14 protein-coding genes are annotated in these 15121 nt (G+C 66.0%); 6 read left to right on the top strand and 8 right to left on the bottom strand.

All coding sequences use genetic code 11. The features are described from left to right. Window positions 1-316: 316 nt before the first annotated feature. Entirely contained in the window at window positions 317-1192 is an 876-nt protein-coding gene (locus LU671_RS12760) for a formate/nitrite transporter family protein (protein ID WP_232855828.1), read from the top strand. Here the strand turns inward: LU671_RS12760 and LU671_RS12755 are convergent. Beyond that, window positions 1189-2283, bottom strand: coding sequence for an MBL fold metallo-hydrolase (locus LU671_RS12755; RefSeq protein ID WP_203647721.1), 1095 nt, complete (start codon window positions 2281-2283; stop codon window positions 1189-1191). The genes LU671_RS12760 and LU671_RS12755 overlap by 4 nt on opposite strands. A gap of 125 nt (window positions 2284-2408) precedes the next feature. On the opposite strand from LU671_RS12755, the gene LU671_RS12750 reads away from it, so the two are divergent. Next, on the top strand, window positions 2409-3485 hold the full coding sequence (locus LU671_RS12750; protein WP_232855827.1) for a diguanylate cyclase: 1077 nt from the start codon (window positions 2409-2411) through the stop codon (window positions 3483-3485). Window positions 3486-3535: 50 nt separating this feature from the next. Continuing rightward, window positions 3536-6121, top strand: coding sequence for a bifunctional diguanylate cyclase/phosphodiesterase (locus LU671_RS12745; RefSeq protein WP_232855826.1), 2586 nt, complete (start codon window positions 3536-3538; stop codon window positions 6119-6121). Window positions 6122-6336: 215 nt separating this feature from the next. Here the strand turns inward: LU671_RS12745 and LU671_RS12740 are convergent, their stop codons facing one another. Continuing rightward, window positions 6337-6657, bottom strand: a complete 321-nt coding sequence (locus LU671_RS12740) for a DUF2025 family protein (RefSeq protein WP_232855825.1) — start codon at window positions 6655-6657, stop codon at window positions 6337-6339. A gap of 125 nt (window positions 6658-6782) precedes the next feature. Further along, complete coding sequence (locus LU671_RS12735; protein WP_232855824.1) at window positions 6783-7703, bottom strand: LysR family transcriptional regulator; 921 nt, start codon at window positions 7701-7703, stop codon at window positions 6783-6785. 115 nt (window positions 7704-7818) lie between these two features. Here LU671_RS12735 and LU671_RS12730 point away from each other — a divergent pair, with 115 nt between their 5' ends. After that, the gene (locus LU671_RS12730) at window positions 7819-8577 is read left to right on the top strand and encodes an SDR family NAD(P)-dependent oxidoreductase (protein ID WP_232855823.1); all 759 of its coding nucleotides are present in this window, start codon (window positions 7819-7821) and stop codon (window positions 8575-8577) included. A gap of 170 nt (window positions 8578-8747) precedes the next feature. On the opposite strand, the gene LU671_RS12725 is transcribed toward LU671_RS12730, so the two are convergent. Further along, window positions 8748-9527: a LysR family transcriptional regulator gene (locus LU671_RS12725; protein ID WP_232855822.1), complete on the bottom strand. Its 780-nt coding sequence runs from the start codon at window positions 9525-9527 to the stop codon at window positions 8748-8750. A 101-nt stretch (window positions 9528-9628) separates the two neighbouring features. Here LU671_RS12725 and LU671_RS12720 point away from each other — a divergent pair, with 101 nt between their 5' ends. Beyond that, entirely contained in the window at window positions 9629-10357 is a 729-nt protein-coding gene (locus LU671_RS12720; protein ID WP_203647728.1) for an SDR family oxidoreductase, read from the top strand. Window positions 10358-10485: 128 nt separating this feature from the next. Here the strand turns inward: LU671_RS12720 and ccoM are convergent, their stop codons facing one another. From ccoM to LU671_RS12705, 4 genes are all read right to left on the bottom strand, one after another. Further along, window positions 10486-10602: a cytochrome c oxidase subunit CcoM gene (ccoM, locus tag LU671_RS29525; RefSeq protein ID WP_023629476.1), complete on the bottom strand. Its 117-nt coding sequence runs from the start codon at window positions 10600-10602 to the stop codon at window positions 10486-10488. 135 nt (window positions 10603-10737) lie between these two features. Next, window positions 10738-10899: a hypothetical protein gene (locus LU671_RS12715; RefSeq protein ID WP_177330824.1), complete on the bottom strand. Its 162-nt coding sequence runs from the start codon at window positions 10897-10899 to the stop codon at window positions 10738-10740. 73 nt (window positions 10900-10972) lie between these two features. Further along, window positions 10973-11299, bottom strand: a complete 327-nt coding sequence (locus tag LU671_RS12710; RefSeq protein ID WP_110739592.1) for an aspartate-semialdehyde dehydrogenase — start codon at window positions 11297-11299, stop codon at window positions 10973-10975. A 112-nt stretch (window positions 11300-11411) separates the two neighbouring features. Beyond that, entirely contained in the window at window positions 11412-12107 is a 696-nt protein-coding gene (locus LU671_RS12705) for a M949_RS01915 family surface polysaccharide biosynthesis protein (RefSeq protein ID WP_203647730.1), read from the bottom strand. Window positions 12108-12234: 127 nt separating this feature from the next. Here LU671_RS12705 and rapA point away from each other — a divergent pair, with 127 nt between their 5' ends. Further along, the gene (gene rapA / locus LU671_RS12700; RefSeq protein ID WP_232855821.1) at window positions 12235-15081 is read left to right on the top strand and encodes an RNA polymerase-associated protein RapA; all 2847 of its coding nucleotides are present in this window, start codon (window positions 12235-12237) and stop codon (window positions 15079-15081) included. The last annotated feature ends 40 nt before the right edge of the window (window positions 15082-15121 follow it).

Genomic DNA, 15121 nt, shown 5'->3' with positions numbered 1-15121 from the left:
GATTCAATTTGTTAAAGAGCGTTTGGTTAAGAGCTTTTCGTCTCAACCGAGGCGCGCATTCTACGCTTTCCTCATTTGCTGTCAAGCGTTATTTTGAAGTTTATTTCGAAGTCGTTTTCTGCAAACACCTTCAACCTCAACAACTTACCGCTTGCCTCGTGGCGTTCAACGCTGCGAGGAGGCGAATAATACGCGGTTTGATTTCAGAGTCAACACCTTGATCTGAAAAAACTTTCGATCGCCATCCGGCGGCCGCTCGGCAACTATTCGGCGCGGTTGCCGCTCTGTAGAGAAACACGCAAGCGGAGCGGCTGCCATGAGCGATGCACAGAGCGAGAAGACCCCGGGGCTGTCGCCGGACGAAGAGCAGGAAGTCAGCCATAACCAGCCGCCCCGGGCGGCGGTGCTGCACGAGATCATCCGCGCCCAGGGCGACCAGGAGTTGGAGCGCACCCTCGCCGCCCTGTGGTGGTCGGCGCTGGCGGCCGGCCTGACCATGGGCCTGTCATTGATGGCCATGGGGCTGTTCTATGCTCGCCTGCCCGAGGGCGACAGCGCCCAGGTAGTCGCCAGCCTGGGCTACAGCGCAGGCTTTCTGGCAGTGATCCTCGCCCGCCAGCAACTGTTCACCGAGAACACCCTGACCGCCGTGCTGCCGTTGATGACCACCCCCACCCTCATCAACCTGGGCCGTCTTCTACGCCTGTGGACCATCGTCCTGCTCGGCAACCTGGCCGGCACCCTGCTGGTGGCCTGGGTAATGCTCGAACTGCCGATCTTCGATAGCAAGACCGACATCGCCTTCCTGGATGTGGGCCGCAAGGTGATGGAGAACGACATCGGCCAGATGTTCGCCAAGGGCATCGTTTCGGGCTGGATGATCGCCACCATGGTCTGGATGATCCCGTCCATGGAGCACGCCAAGATCTGGATCATCCTGATGATCACCTACCTGATGGCCCTGGGCGACTTCACTCATATAGTAGTGGGCTCGGTCGAGGTGTCTTATCTGGTCTGGGCCGGCGAGCAGAGCTGGAGCGCCTTCTGGCTCGACTTCGCCCTGCCCACCCTGGCCGGCAACATCATTGGCGGCAGCTTCATTTTCGCCTTGATCAGCCATGCCCAGGTGCGCAGCGACAGCGGCAAGCCGCCCTCGAAACTGTTGAAGGACGACAAGCAGGTCAAGGATTAGCGCGCGACAACCGCCCGCTCGGATGACCTGCCCCGCTGCGGCAATGGCCGCGGCCGCCACCAGTTCTGCCCCGGATGCGGCGAGTCGAGGCTGAGCCGCTCGCCCATCTGTGGCGTGCTCAGTTGCACCTGGGCGGCATTGGCCAGCGCCAGGATGCGCTCGAAGGGTTCCTGCCAGCTGTGGATCGACAGGTCGAAGGTACCGTTGTGAATCGGCAGCAGCCAACGGCCTTTCAGATCCCGGTGCGCCTGCAGGGTCTGCTCCGGCTGCATGTGCACATTGGGCCAGGCAACGTTGTAGGCGCCGGTCTCCATCAAGGTCAGGTCGAACGGCCCGTAGCGCTCGCCGATCTCGCGCAAACCGGCGAAGTAACCGGTGTCGCCGCTGAAGAACAGCCGCAGCCCTTCGTCGATCATCACCCAGGACGCCCACAGCCTGCGGTTGCTGTCGAACAACCCGCGCCCGGAGAAGTGCTGCGCCGGCGTGGCGGCGAAGCGCACGCCTTCGACCTCGGTTTCCTGCCACCAGTCCAGCTGCCGCACCTTGGCCGGCGGCACGCCCCACTCGATGAGCAGGTCGCCCACCCCCAGCGGCGCGAGAAAGTGCTCGGTGCGCGGCGCCAACCGGCGGATGGCCTGCTCGTCGAGGTGGTCGTAATGGTCATGGGACAGGATCACCGCGGTCAGCGGCGGCAGGTCGTCGAGCGCCAACGGTGGCGCATGGAAGCGCAGCGGCCCGGCCCACTGCACCGGTGAGGCGCGTTCGGCGAACACCGGGTCGGTAATGAAGAAGCGCCCGCGCAGCTTGAGCAGTACCGTGGAGTGGCCGAGGCGCCACAGGCTGTGATCCGGTGCTTCGGCCACCTGCTGGCGGGTCATCGGCTGCAGGCTCAGCGCCGCGTCTGGCCGGGTTTGCGGCGGCTTGCGCAACAGCAGGTACTTGACGCCGATGCGTAGCTTCTTGAGCACGCCATCCCGGGGCAGCTCGACCTGGTTGTGAAAGCGTCCGTCCCGGTGCGGTGCCGGCTCGCCGGCGGGGGTAGCCATGGGGACCATGAGCAGCAGCACTCCGCATAAGAGGAAAGCCTTCATATTACTCCACAGGGTCGGATCAACCGTGAAATGGCTTGTAAGGTCATTTTTCGCCGATGAACGATTGTTCAACAATATTCACACGACTTATGCGATAAACGGCGCCCCACAGAAGAACGACAACCATGATCGACAACCGCAGCGGCAAGGGGCTCTCTTTCGTCAGGCGCATCTACCTGCCGCGCATCATCGGCCTGGGGATCGGCCTGTTCAGCGTGATGGCCGCCATCGGCCCGCTGAACCCGCCGCAGTGGGCCTGGGCCCTGCTGCTGTTCAACGGCTTGCTCTGGCCTCATGTGGCCTATCAGTGGGCTCGGCGCTCGGCTACGCCCTACCAGGCCGAACAGCGCAACATCCTGCTGGACTCCTTGATGGGCGGATTCTGGACCGCGGCGATGCATTTCAACCCGCTGCCCACCGTGACCATCCTGTCGATGATGACCATGAACAACGTCGCCGCCGGTGGCAAACGGGTGCTGCTGCGCGGCCTGCTGGCCCAGCTGTGCGGCATGCTGCTGGCCAGCGCCCTGCTCGGCACCGGCCTGCAGCTCCAGGCCACGCAGTTGCAGGTGCTCGCCTGCCTGCCGATGCTCACCTTCTACCCCCTGGCCCTGGGCTGGGTGTGCTACCAGCTGGCGATCAAGCTGGCCGAGCACAAGCGCCGCCTCAGCGCCCTGAGCCGCACCGACAGCCTCACCGGCCTGCTCAACCATGGCTCATGGAAAGACCTGCTGCTGCTCAAGTTCCAGATCTGCCAGCAACAACAGCTGCCGGCGGTCATCGCCCTGATCGACATCGACCACTTCAAGACCATCAACGACACCTACGGCCATGTGGTCGGCGACTGCGTGCTGCGCCAGCTCAGCCAGGAACTGCGGCGCAGCCTGCGCGAGGACGACCTGGCCGGGCGCTACGGCGGCGACGAGTTCTGTGTGATCCTCCCCGGCGCCCAGGAGGCCCAGGCCTGCCAGGCCATGGAACGCCTGCGCGAGCGCGTCGGCGCCTACCGCAACCCGCAACTGCCGGACCTGCGCATCAGCCTGAGCATCGGCCTGGCGGACTTCCGCGCCACCCTCGCCTCGCCCGAGCATTGGCTGGAACAGGCCGACAAGGCCCTGTACGCCGCCAAGCACCAGGGTCGCGACCAGGTCAATTTCGCCCGCGGCGAGGCCGCCATGCTCAAGCTGGCCTATCCTGACTGAACCTTCGCCCAGGCCTGGGCGCAGACAGCAGTTGAAGGAGTCGCCCGTACATGGACAGGAACGTCGACCTTTCATCCTCCAGCCCCACCTCGCGCCTGCAGGTGCGCCGCCTGGTCGGCGGCTTCTGCGCGCTGTTCGGGCTTGCCTGCGTGTTCACCCTGGTGGCGCTGTTCAACATCGCCGCCACGCTGGACCACCAAGCGCAGCAGCAAAGCACCTTCCAGGCCACCCAGGCGCTGGAGCAGCGGCTGGTGGCCTCGCGCCAGTTCCTCTCCAGCTACGCCGTCTGGGACGTCGCCTATGAACATCTGGTCGGCAAGGTCGACTGGCAGTGGGCCTATGACGAGAAGAACGTCGGCGAGTCGCTGTACAGCGCCAGCGGCTACGAAGGCGTGTTCGTGGTCGAGGATGGCCGCACCACCTACGCCCTGTTCAAGGGCAAGCCCACCGACTCGCCGGCCAGCGCCCATATCGACAGCCCCCTGGCGGCGCTCATCGACGCGGCGCGCAAGGCGGCCCCCGCCCGCGAGCAGGTGACCCACTTCGTGCGTTTCAACGGCTGGCCCGCAGTGCTCAGCGCGGCGGCGGTGCGCCCGGATAAAGAGGTGAGCGAGGCGGATGTGCGCCAGGCGCCGGTGATGGTGTTCGTCGACCAGCTGACCGAGGCCAAGCTCGCCGTGCTGGGCAAGGGCGCTGGCCTGACCGGCATGCGCCTGGAGAAGAACGGCTCTGCCCAGGCCGGACAACCGTATATAGCCCTGGGCGAAACCGGCTATCACCTGGCCTGGAACACGCCGCTGCCGGGCCGCCAACTGCTCCACGCCTTCCTGCCACCGCTGCTGGCGGTGCTGCTGGTGCTCGGCCTGGTGCTGCTCTACCTGTTTCGCCATGCCCTGCGCAGCTCCCGCGCCATCGACGACAGCCTGCTGCGCCTGCAGCAGAGCAACCGTGCCCTGGAGGCGAGCGAACAGCGCTTTCGCGCGGTAGCCGAGGCCGCGTCCGACTGGATCTGGGAAACCGACCGCCAGCACCGCCTGACCTACCTGTCGCAGCGCTTCGTCAGCGTCACCGGTTACCGGCTAGAGGACTGGATAGGCCAGCCGCTCAACCAATTGCTGGCCTGCGACACTACACCGCTTTTGCCTTGGCTCGACAGCCAGGCCGACGAAAACCCGCAGCAACTGGCCAACCTGCGCTGCAACTACGATGACGCCAGCGGGCAGAACCGCTACTGCCGCGTATCGGCGCGCTCGATCATCTACGAGGGCAAGCTTGTCGGCTTTCGCGGTACCGCCAGCGACATCACCGACGAGGTCGCCGCCCATGCCCGCATCCAGCACCTGTCGATGCACGATGCCCTGACTGGCCTGGCCAACCGCAACAAGTTGTCACGCCACCTTGAGCAGGCACTGTTGCGCGGCAGCGATTCACCGCCGCTGACCTTGCTGCTGCTCGACCTGGACAGCTTCAAGCCGATCAACGATTCCCTCGGCCACCCGGCCGGCGACGCGGTACTGCAGGAGGTGGCCGGCCGCCTGCGCGACACCACTCGCGACAATGACCTGGTGGCCCGCCTGGGCGGCGACGAGTTCGTCCTGGTGCTGCATGGCCTGGACAACCGCAGCGAGATCGACCGCTTCTGCGCCCGCCTGCTCGACCTGCTGCAGCAACCCATCGCCTACGAGGAGCACCAGTTGCACATCGGCGCCAGCATCGGCATCGCCCAGACCCGGGTGCAGGGCTACGATGCCGGCGAGCTGATCCGCTGCGCCGACATCGCCTTGTACCAGGCCAAGGCCGACGGCAAGAACACCTGGCGTTACTTCTCGCCGGAGATGAACCAGCAGATCCAGTACCGCCGGCAACTGGAAAACGACCTGCGTCGGGCGATCAAACAGCACGAGTTCGTCCTGCACTACCAGCCGCGCTACCGCCTGGACGACCTGAGCATCGTCTCGGTGGAGGCCTTGTTGCGCTGGCAGCATCCCGAGGAAGGCCTGCTCGGGCCGGACACCTTCATTCCCCTGGCCGAGCAGAGTGACCTGATCGTGCCTCTTGGTCGCTGGGTGCTGGCCGAGGCTTGCCGCAATGCCCGCGACTGGCCCGACGAACTGCTGGTCTCGGTCAACCTGTCGCCGGCGCAGTTCTCCCGCAGCGATGTGGTCGCTGATGTGCGCCAGGTGCTGCTGGACACCGGCTTCCCGGCCCAGCGCCTGGAACTGGAGATCACCGAGAACGTGATGCTCAACGACATCGAAGGCGCGTTGGGCACCATGCTCGCGCTCAAAGAGCTGGGCGTGCGCCTGAACATGGACGATTTCGGCACCGGGTACTCGTCGCTGGGTTACCTGCGCACCTACCCGTTTGACAGCATCAAGATCGACAAGCGCTTCATCGCCGGGCTCAGCAGCCAGAGCGGCAACGACCGTGCGGTGGTCCAGGCCATCATCAACCTGGGCAAGGCCATGGGGCTGACGGTCACCGCCGAGGGGGTGGAGACCGAGCAGCAGCTGCAGGCGCTGGACAAGGAGCAGTGCCATGAGGTCCAGGGCTACTACCTGAGCAAGCCGGTGGACCGGGCGGGGTTCGAGGCGCTGCTGGCGGGCCGGGAGGTGCGCCAGCAGGATGTGTCCTGAGTCCCTCGGGAGAGGGAGCTGTATCTCTGTGGGAGCGGGCTTGTCGGAACGCCGCACCGCCCGGATCACCGGCAAAGCCGGTGCCAAACATCGCATCGCGGGGCAAGCCCGCTCCCACGCAGGTGATGCTTAAAACTCTGTTTCCTGCGCGACAGCGCAGCCCGAAGGACTGGGGGGGGGTCTACAGGGATTGCGTTTGCCCTTGGGAGACGCCTTCAGCGCAGGCTGCGTTCGGCCACGATCTCCGGCAGGTCGGTGCGCTTGAGGTAGATGCGCAGCGGCTCGCCGATGTTCAGCCGGTCGTCCACGTGCTGCTCGAGCAGCAAGGCCAGGCGCTCCCGGCACAAGGCCATGCGCGTGTCGGCCTCGGGCCGCCAGACGAACTCGTTGCAGGGGGTAATGCTGTCGTCGGCGACATCCATGCCGAACGAATCTTCGGAAAACCGCACGATATGAATGCCGCGCTTGCCGTGGAAGCCGACAAAGCCCTTGAGCTGGTCGGCGGCGTTGCAGATGTCCTGGGAAGTGATGGCCATGGCGTAACCTCGCAAAATTCGGAAGTGACGCACGCAGGGAACGGTCACCTCTGGCGGGCGACGCGCAGGTGCCAGCCTAACGCAACTGCCGGAATCTTCGCCACGCTTTCTCGCCCCTTCCCGTTTCAGCCGGTTGGCGCCGCCACCGGGTCGACCTGCGACGCCAGCAGCGCCGCCAGCCAGTTCATGAACGCCTGGACCCGGCGCGGCACATGGCGCTGCCGCGCATACAGCAGCGACACCGGCATGGCCCGCGCCTGCCAGGGCTCGAGCAGCGATACCAGTTCACCATTGCGCAGGTGTTCATCGACACCCACCGCCGGCACCTGGATCAGCCCGAGCCCGGCCAGGCAGGCGGCGGAGTAGGCTTCGGCATTGTTCACCGTGACCACGCCGGCCATGGCCTGGAAGCGCAGCTCGCCCTCCTGCTCGTATTCGAACCCGGCGCTGCGGGCACCGAGGTTGCGCACGTAGTGGACCAACCGATGGCCAGCCAGGTCCTGCAGGTTCTGCGGCACGCCGTACCGCTCGAGGTAGGCGGGGCTGGCGCAGTTGCGCATGCTCAGGCGCCCCACCGGACGGGCCACCACATCCAGGTCGCTGAGCGCGCCGATGCGCATCACGCAGTCGAAGCCTTCGCGCAGCAGGTCGACCTGGCGGTCGGTGCAACTGAGCTCCACCTCCAGACGCGGAAAACGCTCAAGGAACCCTGGCAGCGCCGGCACGATCAGCCGCCGCGCCATCATGGTCGGCAGGTCGATGCGCAAACGCCCGGCCAACTCGGCATCGTCGGCGCTGAACAGGCTTTCGATCTCGTCCATGCCCGACAGCAGGTCCTTGCTGCGCTCGTAGAGCAAGGCGCCGTCCTGGGTGGTCTGCACCCGTCGCGTGGTGCGGTTGAACAGGCGCGTGCCGAGCAACCGCTCCAGCGCCCGCACCTGCTCGGAGACGGTCGAGCGCGGCAGGCCCAGGCTCTCGCCGGCGAGGGTGAAACTGCTCAGTTCGCTGACCCTGACAAAGGTGCGCAACAGCTCCAGCTTGTTCATCACGGGCTCCGATTGTCCATTCTATGCGAACAGTATTTCCGGAATCCGTGGATTTAACAGCCATCAACCGATCAATAACCTGTCATTCAACAGCCACCCCACCGAGGTAATCGACATGACTCGCAAGATCGCACTGATCACCGGCGCCAGCCGCGGCCTGGGCAAGAACACCGCCGAACACCTGGCCGCTCGCGGTATCGACATCATCGGCACCTACCACAGCAAGGCCGACGAGGCCCGCGCCGTGGCCGCCTCGCTGGAGCAGGCCGGCGTGCGCGCCGCCATGCTGCAACTGGATGTCAGCGACAGTGCCAGTTTCGCCGCCTTCGCCGAGCGCCTGGGCGACACCCTCGAACAGCAGTTCGGCCGCCGCCAGCTGGACTTCCTGGTGAACAACGCCGGCATCGGCCTGAACGCGCCGTTCAGCGAGACCAGCGAGGCGCAGTTCGACCAGTTGCTGAACATCCAGCTCAAGGGGCCGTTCTTCCTCACCCAGCGCCTGCTGCCGCTGTTGGCCGACGGCGGGCGCATCGTCAACATCTCCACCGGCCTGACCCGCTTTGCCCTGCCCGGCTACGCCGCCTATGCGGCCATGAAAGGCGCCATGGAGGTGCTGACCCGCTACCAGGCCAAGGAGCTGGGCGCGCGCGGCATCCGCGTGAACATTCTTGCGCCGGGCGCCATCGAGACCGACTTCGGCGGTGGCGTGGTGCGCGACAACCCGCAGGTCAATGACTACATCGCCGGCAACACGGCGTTGGGACGCGTCGGCCTGCCCGACGATATCGGAGCGGCCATCGCCCTGTTGCTGGAGGACGGCAATGGCTGGATCACCGGGCAGCGGCTGGAGGTGTCTGGGGGGATGTTTCTCTAGGCGCGCGTTGTTCAGTCGATGCGCAGTTCCTGTGTAGGAGCGGCCTTGTGCCGCGAAAGGGCTGCGCAGCAGCCCCGGGATTTCAGCGTTGATGCAACGATTGCCGGGGCTGCTGCGCAGCCCTTTCGCGGCACAAGGCCGCTCCTACACGTAGAAACGCCTACCACCCTTCAAACGCGGCTCAGGGCCTGATGCAGCGCCGCCACGGCGGGCAGTGCCAAGGCCTCGTGGGACATGCACAGCCCGACCCGACGCCGCAGCGCCAGGCCACTGCCCGGCTGCCAGTAGACACCCGGGCAACGCTCGACCAGCGACTGCGGCAACCAGGCCGCGCCTTGCCCGGCGGCGACCATGGCCAGGACCAGTTGCAACGAACCGGCCTGGCCGACCTGCTCGCCCCCGTCATACAAGCCCATCAGGCGTTGGTGCGACGGGTGCTGCGGGCAGGTGACCCAGCGCCCGTCCGGCTGGCTGCCGGTGGCCATCACCCGCACGAACGCTTCCTCCCACAGCGCCAGGAACAGTTCATCCTCGCAACGCTGGGCCTCGTCAGCCAGGCGGACGTCGCCGTCGCAGCCTTCCAGCAGGGTCAACTGCAAACCAGCCACCGCCTGGCTGGCCAGGCGCACGCAGGCCTCGACCTGGGCCGGCGCGATGTCCGCCTCGATGCCCAGCGCCAATGGCACCCGCTCCTGCCCCTGGCGAAACCGCAGGCGCAAGGCCTCGGCCTCGGCCACCATGCGGCAGGCCTGGGGATACAGCTCGCGGGCGTGTTCGCTGACTTCGACGCCGCGGGCCTGGCGCAGGAACAGTTCGGCGCCAAGGTCCTCTTCCAGCTGGCGAATGGTCACCGACAAGGTCGGCTGGGCCACGCACAAACGCTGGGCGGCTACAGTGATGTTGCGCGCTTCGAAGACCGCGATGAATGCCTTGAGATGACGGATATCCATAGATAGAACCGATGCCAGCCAGAGAAATAAGCCGTTTTTCATGGCCGCGAGCGCTATCTAGAATCTTGGCCATCGAAAGTGATTATGCCTTGGAGGCAACCATGAACAAACCCCTGATCATCGTCACTGGCGCCAGCTCCGGTATCGGCGCCGCCACCGCCCGGCGCTTTAGCGCCGCGGGGCATCCGCTGCTGCTGATCGCCCGACGCCTGGAACGCCTCGAGGCGCTGGCGCTCCCCGATTGCCTGTGCCGCGCCGTGGATATCCGCGACCGGGCGGCGCTGGTCGCCGCCGTGGCCGAGGCCGAAGCGCTGTACGGCCCGGCCGATGCCCTGGTGAACAACGCAGGCGTGATGCTGCTGGGGCAGATGCACGAGCAGGATCCAGAGCAGTGGGAGCGCATGTTCGACATCAACGTCAAGGGCCTGCTCAACGGCGTGCATGCGCTGGTCAGCGGGATGATCGAGCGGCGCCACGGCACGCTGATCAACGTCAGCTCCGTGGCCGGGCGCAAGACCTTCCCCAACCATGTCGCCTACGTGGGCAGCAAGTTCGCCGTGCACGGGCTGTCGGAGAACCTGCGCGAGGAGCTGGCGCCGCACAATGTGCGGGTGGTGACCATCGCCCCGGGCGCGGTGGAGACCGAGTTGCTCGGGCACACCACCGACGAGGGCATCAAGCGCGACTACGAGGCGTGGAAGGCCAATGACATGGGTGGCGTGGTGCTGAGCGCCGAGGATGTGGCCGGAGCGATCGTCTGGGCCTACCAGCAGCCGCAGCAGGTGTGCATTCGCGAGATCGTGCTGGCAGCGACCGCCCAGCAGCCCTGAGATGGATGTATCCGGGGCGCGATGCGCCCCGTTCGTCGGCAAGCCCCACCCCGCGATAAAAATACAGGCAAAAAAATGGGCGACCGAAGTCGCCCTAAATGCCTTGCGTGCTCGTGAATCGGGAAGGATCAGCGCTGATTGCGCTTTTTCGAGTCCTTCCAGATGAAAATGCCCAGACCGGCGAAGAACGCCAACATCAACCCGACCGTTACCACACCGGCGATAACCACGTTGTCGAAGAACATGTCGGCCCCTCCCTTGATGTGCCGTCATCCGATGGGTGCAAGGTAACCAATGCCGGGAGGGGGAAAATTGACCGGAGTCAATGGCGCCCGAGGCCGGGCGCGCGAGGCGGGTGCAGGGTTGACCTGCATCAAGTTTCAGCGCTTCTTGGGTTTGCCCTTGGGCTTTTTCTTCTTGGCCTGGGTTAGCGGCATGGCCTGCTCGAAGGCCTGGCGCATGTCGTTCAGGCGCTTGTCATTGAGGTCGTGGATGCGTTTGGCGCGTTCGGCGCCGAAATCGATCAGGTTGTCTTGGCTCATAGTGGGCTCGACGGACAGCAGAGGCCTTCATGATGACGGCAAGCGGCAACGCTGACTAAGGTACAGAGCCTGGTCAGACTTCGATATCCACCAACAGCCCCTGACGCGTGCGCTCGCCCATCGGCGCCACCGGCACGGTGTTGTCGGCGTTGAGCTCCTCGCCGGGCACGGCTTCGTAGCGGTCCCCTTCGGCCTGCTTGCGCCGTTGCTGCTGGCGGCGCTGCTCCTCGCGCAGCAGCAAGGTCTGCTCCTCGGGGTCGCGGTGGTGCTTGAGGTCGATGGTGCCGTCACTGGAGGTCGGCTGCGCGGGTACCACCGGCGGGATGGTCGGCGGCGGCTTGACCGGATCCTGTTGCGAGGTCACGGGGGCGGCACTGAGCGGGATGATCGGCGGCAGCATGATGGGTCTCCTGTAGCCTTGTTATCGGCTGGTGGTGCGCCGCCTTGAATGCCCGCGGTCAAAGGTGTGCGGCGTATCACAAGGCCACACTGCGCTGGAGTATAGCGTGGGCTTACTCGGCTTCTTCGTCCGGGTCGTCGTCGGGCGCGGCGCTCGACTCGCTCCAGGGCCGCTTGTAGACCTGTTGCCAGACAGCATCCATGTGCTCGCGCACGACCTGCGGGGCGCTCTTGAGCGAGGCGCTGTCCTCGCGCTCGCCGCCGAACGCATCCTCACCGGGCGGGCTGATCAGCGACTGGCCGGTGATGGTGTAGATCGCCTGGCCCTCACGCATCTCGATGGCGATGTCATGGGGGTCGATGCCGCCGCCGCAGAAAGCATGGCTGGCCACCGTCACTTCGGCGACACCGTCCTTGTTCAGGTCGCCGACATCGCTGACATCGGTATAGAAGTCGACGTCCAGGTCCAGCCCGGCGCAGGTGGTCTCCTGCTCGATCTGCCAGCGCGCCTTGAAGGCGTCACCACCGGCAGCGCGGCCATACAGCGTGGCCTTGAGCACCACCTTGTCGACTTCCTCCTCGGTATCGGGGTCGGTGGCCTGGCCATCGGCCCGGCTCAGCACCAGCAGGCCTTCGCCCTCACGGTCGTGGAAGTGCACGCTCTTGATCGGCGTCTGCACACCGAGCACCTCCAGTTGCTCGACCGGAATAGGCGGCAGGACCTCGAAGCTCTTCTGTTCACAGGCGGCCAACAGCGCGAGGCTGCCCAGGCCCAGGGTGACGTTCAACCAGCGGTGCTTGGCAACCATGTTGGCGCGTGGCCCTCGTGACGGGACGGTGTTCGTCGATGAAAGCGCTAGACTCTTCACATTCATTGGTCTGGCGAAGCCGATCCGTTAACATAGTCGGCTTTTTCATCGCGGGAGTTTTGGCAGTATGGCGCAGCAGTATCAACCGGGGCAACGCTGGATCAGCGACAGCGAAGCCGAGCTCGGTCTTGGGACCATCCTGGCGCAGGATGGCCGCCTGTTGACCGTGCTCTACCCGGCCACGGGCGACACCCGCCAGTACTCGCTACGCAATGCGCCGCTGACCCGCGTGCGCTTCTCGCCCGGCGACCTGATCACCCACTTCGAAGGCTGGAAGCTGACCGTGCAGGAGGTCGATGACATCGACGGCCTGATGGTCTACCACGGCATCGACGGCCAGAACCAGCCGCGCACCCTGCCCGAGACGCAGCTGTCGAACTTCATCCAGTTCCGTCTGGCCAGCGACCGCCTGTTCGCCGGGCAGATCGACCCGCTGTCGTGGTTCTCGCTGCGCTACAACACCCTGCAGCACACCAGCAAGCAGATGCTCTCGTCGCTGTGGGGCCTGGGCGGCGTGCGCGCCCAACCCATCGCCCACCAGTTGCACATCGCCCGTGAAGTGGCCGACCGCATCGCCCCACGGGTCCTGCTGGCCGACGAAGTGGGCCTGGGCAAGACCATCGAGGCGGGCCTTGTGATCCACCGCCAGCTGCTGTCCGGGCGCGCCAACCGCGTGCTGATCCTGGTGCCCGAGAACCTCCAGCACCAGTGGCTGGTGGAAATGCGCCGACGCTTCAACCTGCAGGTGGCGCTGTTCGACGCCGAGCGTTTCATCGAGAGCGACGCCAGCAACCCGTTCGAGGATGCCCAGCTGGCGCTGGTGGCCCTGGAATGGCTGGTCGAGGACGAGAAGGCCCAGGACGCGCTGTTCGCCGCAGGCTGGGACCTGATGGTGGTCGACGAGGCCCACCACCTGGTCTGGCACGAGGAGCAGGCCAGCGCCGAATATGCGCTGGTCGAGCAACTGGCCCAGGTCATCCCGGGCGTGCTGCTGCTCACCGCCACCCCGGAACAGCTCGGCCAGGACAGCCACTTCGCTCGCCTGCGCCTGCTCGACCCCAACCGTTTCCACGACCTGGCCGCCTTCCGCGCCGAGAGCGAGCACTATCGCCCGGTGGCCGAAGCCGTGCAGGAACTGCTCGACGAAGGCCGTCTGTCGCCGAAGGCCCACGCCACCATCCAGGGCTTCCTCGGCGCCGAAGGCGAGGCTCTGCTGGCCGCGGTCAGCGATGGCGACAGCCAGGCCAGTGCCCGCCTGATCCGCGAGCTGCTCGATCGCCACGGCACCGGCCGCGTGCTGTTCCGCAACACCCGCGCGGCGATCCAGGGCTTCCCCGAGCGCCAGCTGCACCCCTACCCGCTGGCCAACCCCGACGCCTACGCCGAGCTGCCCTCGGGCGAGCGCGCCGAGCTGTACCCGGAAGTGGCCTTCCAGGCCCAGGGCGAGAGCGGCGACGACGAGCGCTGGTGGCGTTTCGACCCACGGGTCGACTGGCTGATCGACACCCTGAAGATGCTCAAGCGCACCAAGGTCCTGGTGATCTGCGCCCACGCCGAGACCGCCATGGACCTGGAAGACGCCCTGCGCGTGCGTTCCGGCATCCCGGCCACGGTGTTCCATGAAGGCATGAGCATCCTCGAGCGCGACCGCGCCGCCGCCTACTTCGCCGACGAGGAATTCGGCGCCCAGGTGCTGATCTGCTCCGAGATCGGCAGTGAGGGCCGCAACTTCCAGTTCGCCCATCACCTGGTGATGTTCGACCTGCCGGCCCACCCGGACCTGCTCGAGCAGCGCATCGGCCGACTCGACCGGATCGGCCAGAAGCACACGATCCAGCTGCACATCCCGTACCTGCAGGACAGCCCGCAGGAGCGCCTGTTCCAGTGGTACCACGAAGGCCTCAACGCCTTCCTCAACACCTGCCCGACCGGCAACGCCCTGCAGCACCAGTTCGGCCCGCGCCTGCTGCCGCTGCTGGCCGACAGTGACGAGAAGAGCTGGAGCAAGCTGGTGGCCGAAGCCCGCGCCGAGCGCGAGCGCCTGGAAGCCGAGCTGCATAGCGGCCGCGACCGCCTGCTGGAGCTCAACTCCGGCGGCGCTGGCGAAGGCCAGGCGCTGGTCGAGGACATTCTCGAGCAGGACGACCAGTTCGCCCTGCCGATCTACATGGAAACCCTGTTCGACGCCTTCGGCATCGACAGCGAGGACCACTCGGAAAACGCCCTGATCCTCAAGCCGAGCGAGAAGATGCTCGACGCCAGCTTCCCGCTGGGCGACGACGAAGGCGTGACCATCACCTACGACCGTGGCCAGGCGCTGTCGCGCGAGGACATGCAGTTCCTGACCTGGGAGCACCCGATGGTCCAGGGCGGCATGGACCTGGTGCTGTCCGGCTCGATGGGCAACACCGCGGTGGCGCTGATCAAGAACAAGGCGCTCAAGCCCGGCACCGTGCTGCTCGAGCTGCTCTACGTCAGCGAAGTGGTGGCCCCGCGCAGCCTGCAGCTGGGCCGCTACCTGCCGCCGGCCGCGCTGCGCTGCCTGCTCGACACCAACGGCAACGACCTGGGCCCGCGGGTGGCGTTCGAAACCCTCAACGACCAGCTCGAAAGCGTGCCCAAGGCCAGCGCCAACAAGTTCGTCCAGGCCCAGCGCGACGTGCTGGCCAAGCGCATCGCCGCCGGCGAAGCCAAGGTCCTGCCGATCCACGACGAGCGCGTGGCCCAGGCCCGGCAGCGGCTTACCGCCGAGGCCGACGAGGAGTTGGCGCGCCTGACCGCGCTGAAGGCCGTGAACCCGAGCGTGCGTGACAGCGAGATCGATGCGCTGAGCAAGCAGCGCGAAGAAGGGCTGGCGGCGCTGGAAAAAGCGGCGCTGCGTCTCGAGGCAATCCGGGTGCTTGTCGCCGGTTGATCAGGACTCACGCATCCTCTGTAGGAGCGGCCTTGTGCCG

Origin of the sequence: Pseudomonas sp. NMI760_13, from assembly GCF_021283245.1 — a bacterium.
GTDB classification, from domain to species: domain Bacteria; phylum Pseudomonadota; class Gammaproteobacteria; order Pseudomonadales; family Pseudomonadaceae; genus Aquipseudomonas; species Aquipseudomonas peradeniyensis.
This window is presented reverse-complemented; position numbering and strand designations above follow the sequence as displayed.

Bases quoted from the DNA above. Each gene is read 5' to 3' on its own strand.
- LU671_RS12730 (WP_232855823.1), top strand. From the start codon at position 7,819: ATGACTCGCAAGATCGCACTGATCACCGGCGCCAGCCGCGGCCTGGGC.
- LU671_RS12715 (WP_177330824.1), bottom strand. From the start codon at position 10,899: ATGAGCCAAGACAACCTGATCGATTTCGGCGCCGAACGCGCCAAACGC.
- LU671_RS12745 (WP_232855826.1), top strand. From the start codon at position 3,536: ATGGACAGGAACGTCGACCTTTCATCCTCCAGCCCCACCTCGCGCCTG.
- LU671_RS12755 (WP_203647721.1), bottom strand. From the start codon at position 2,283: ATGAAGGCTTTCCTCTTATGCGGAGTGCTGCTGCTCATGGTCCCCATG.
- LU671_RS12750 (WP_232855827.1), top strand. From the start codon at position 2,409: ATGATCGACAACCGCAGCGGCAAGGGGCTCTCTTTCGTCAGGCGCATC.
- LU671_RS12760 (WP_232855828.1), top strand. From the start codon at position 317: ATGAGCGATGCACAGAGCGAGAAGACCCCGGGGCTGTCGCCGGACGAA.
- LU671_RS12740 (WP_232855825.1), bottom strand. From the start codon at position 6,657: ATGGCCATCACTTCCCAGGACATCTGCAACGCCGCCGACCAGCTCAAG.
- LU671_RS12705 (WP_203647730.1), bottom strand. From the start codon at position 12,107: ATGGTTGCCAAGCACCGCTGGTTGAACGTCACCCTGGGCCTGGGCAGC.
- rapA (WP_232855821.1), top strand. From the start codon at position 12,235: ATGGCGCAGCAGTATCAACCGGGGCAACGCTGGATCAGCGACAGCGAA.
- LU671_RS12720 (WP_203647728.1), top strand. From the start codon at position 9,629: ATGAACAAACCCCTGATCATCGTCACTGGCGCCAGCTCCGGTATCGGC.
- LU671_RS12725 (WP_232855822.1), bottom strand. From the start codon at position 9,527: ATGGATATCCGTCATCTCAAGGCATTCATCGCGGTCTTCGAAGCGCGC.
- ccoM (WP_023629476.1), bottom strand. From the start codon at position 10,602: ATGTTCTTCGACAACGTGGTTATCGCCGGTGTGGTAACGGTCGGGTTG.
- LU671_RS12710 (WP_110739592.1), bottom strand. From the start codon at position 11,299: ATGCTGCCGCCGATCATCCCGCTCAGTGCCGCCCCCGTGACCTCGCAA.
- LU671_RS12735 (WP_232855824.1), bottom strand. From the start codon at position 7,703: ATGAACAAGCTGGAGCTGTTGCGCACCTTTGTCAGGGTCAGCGAACTG.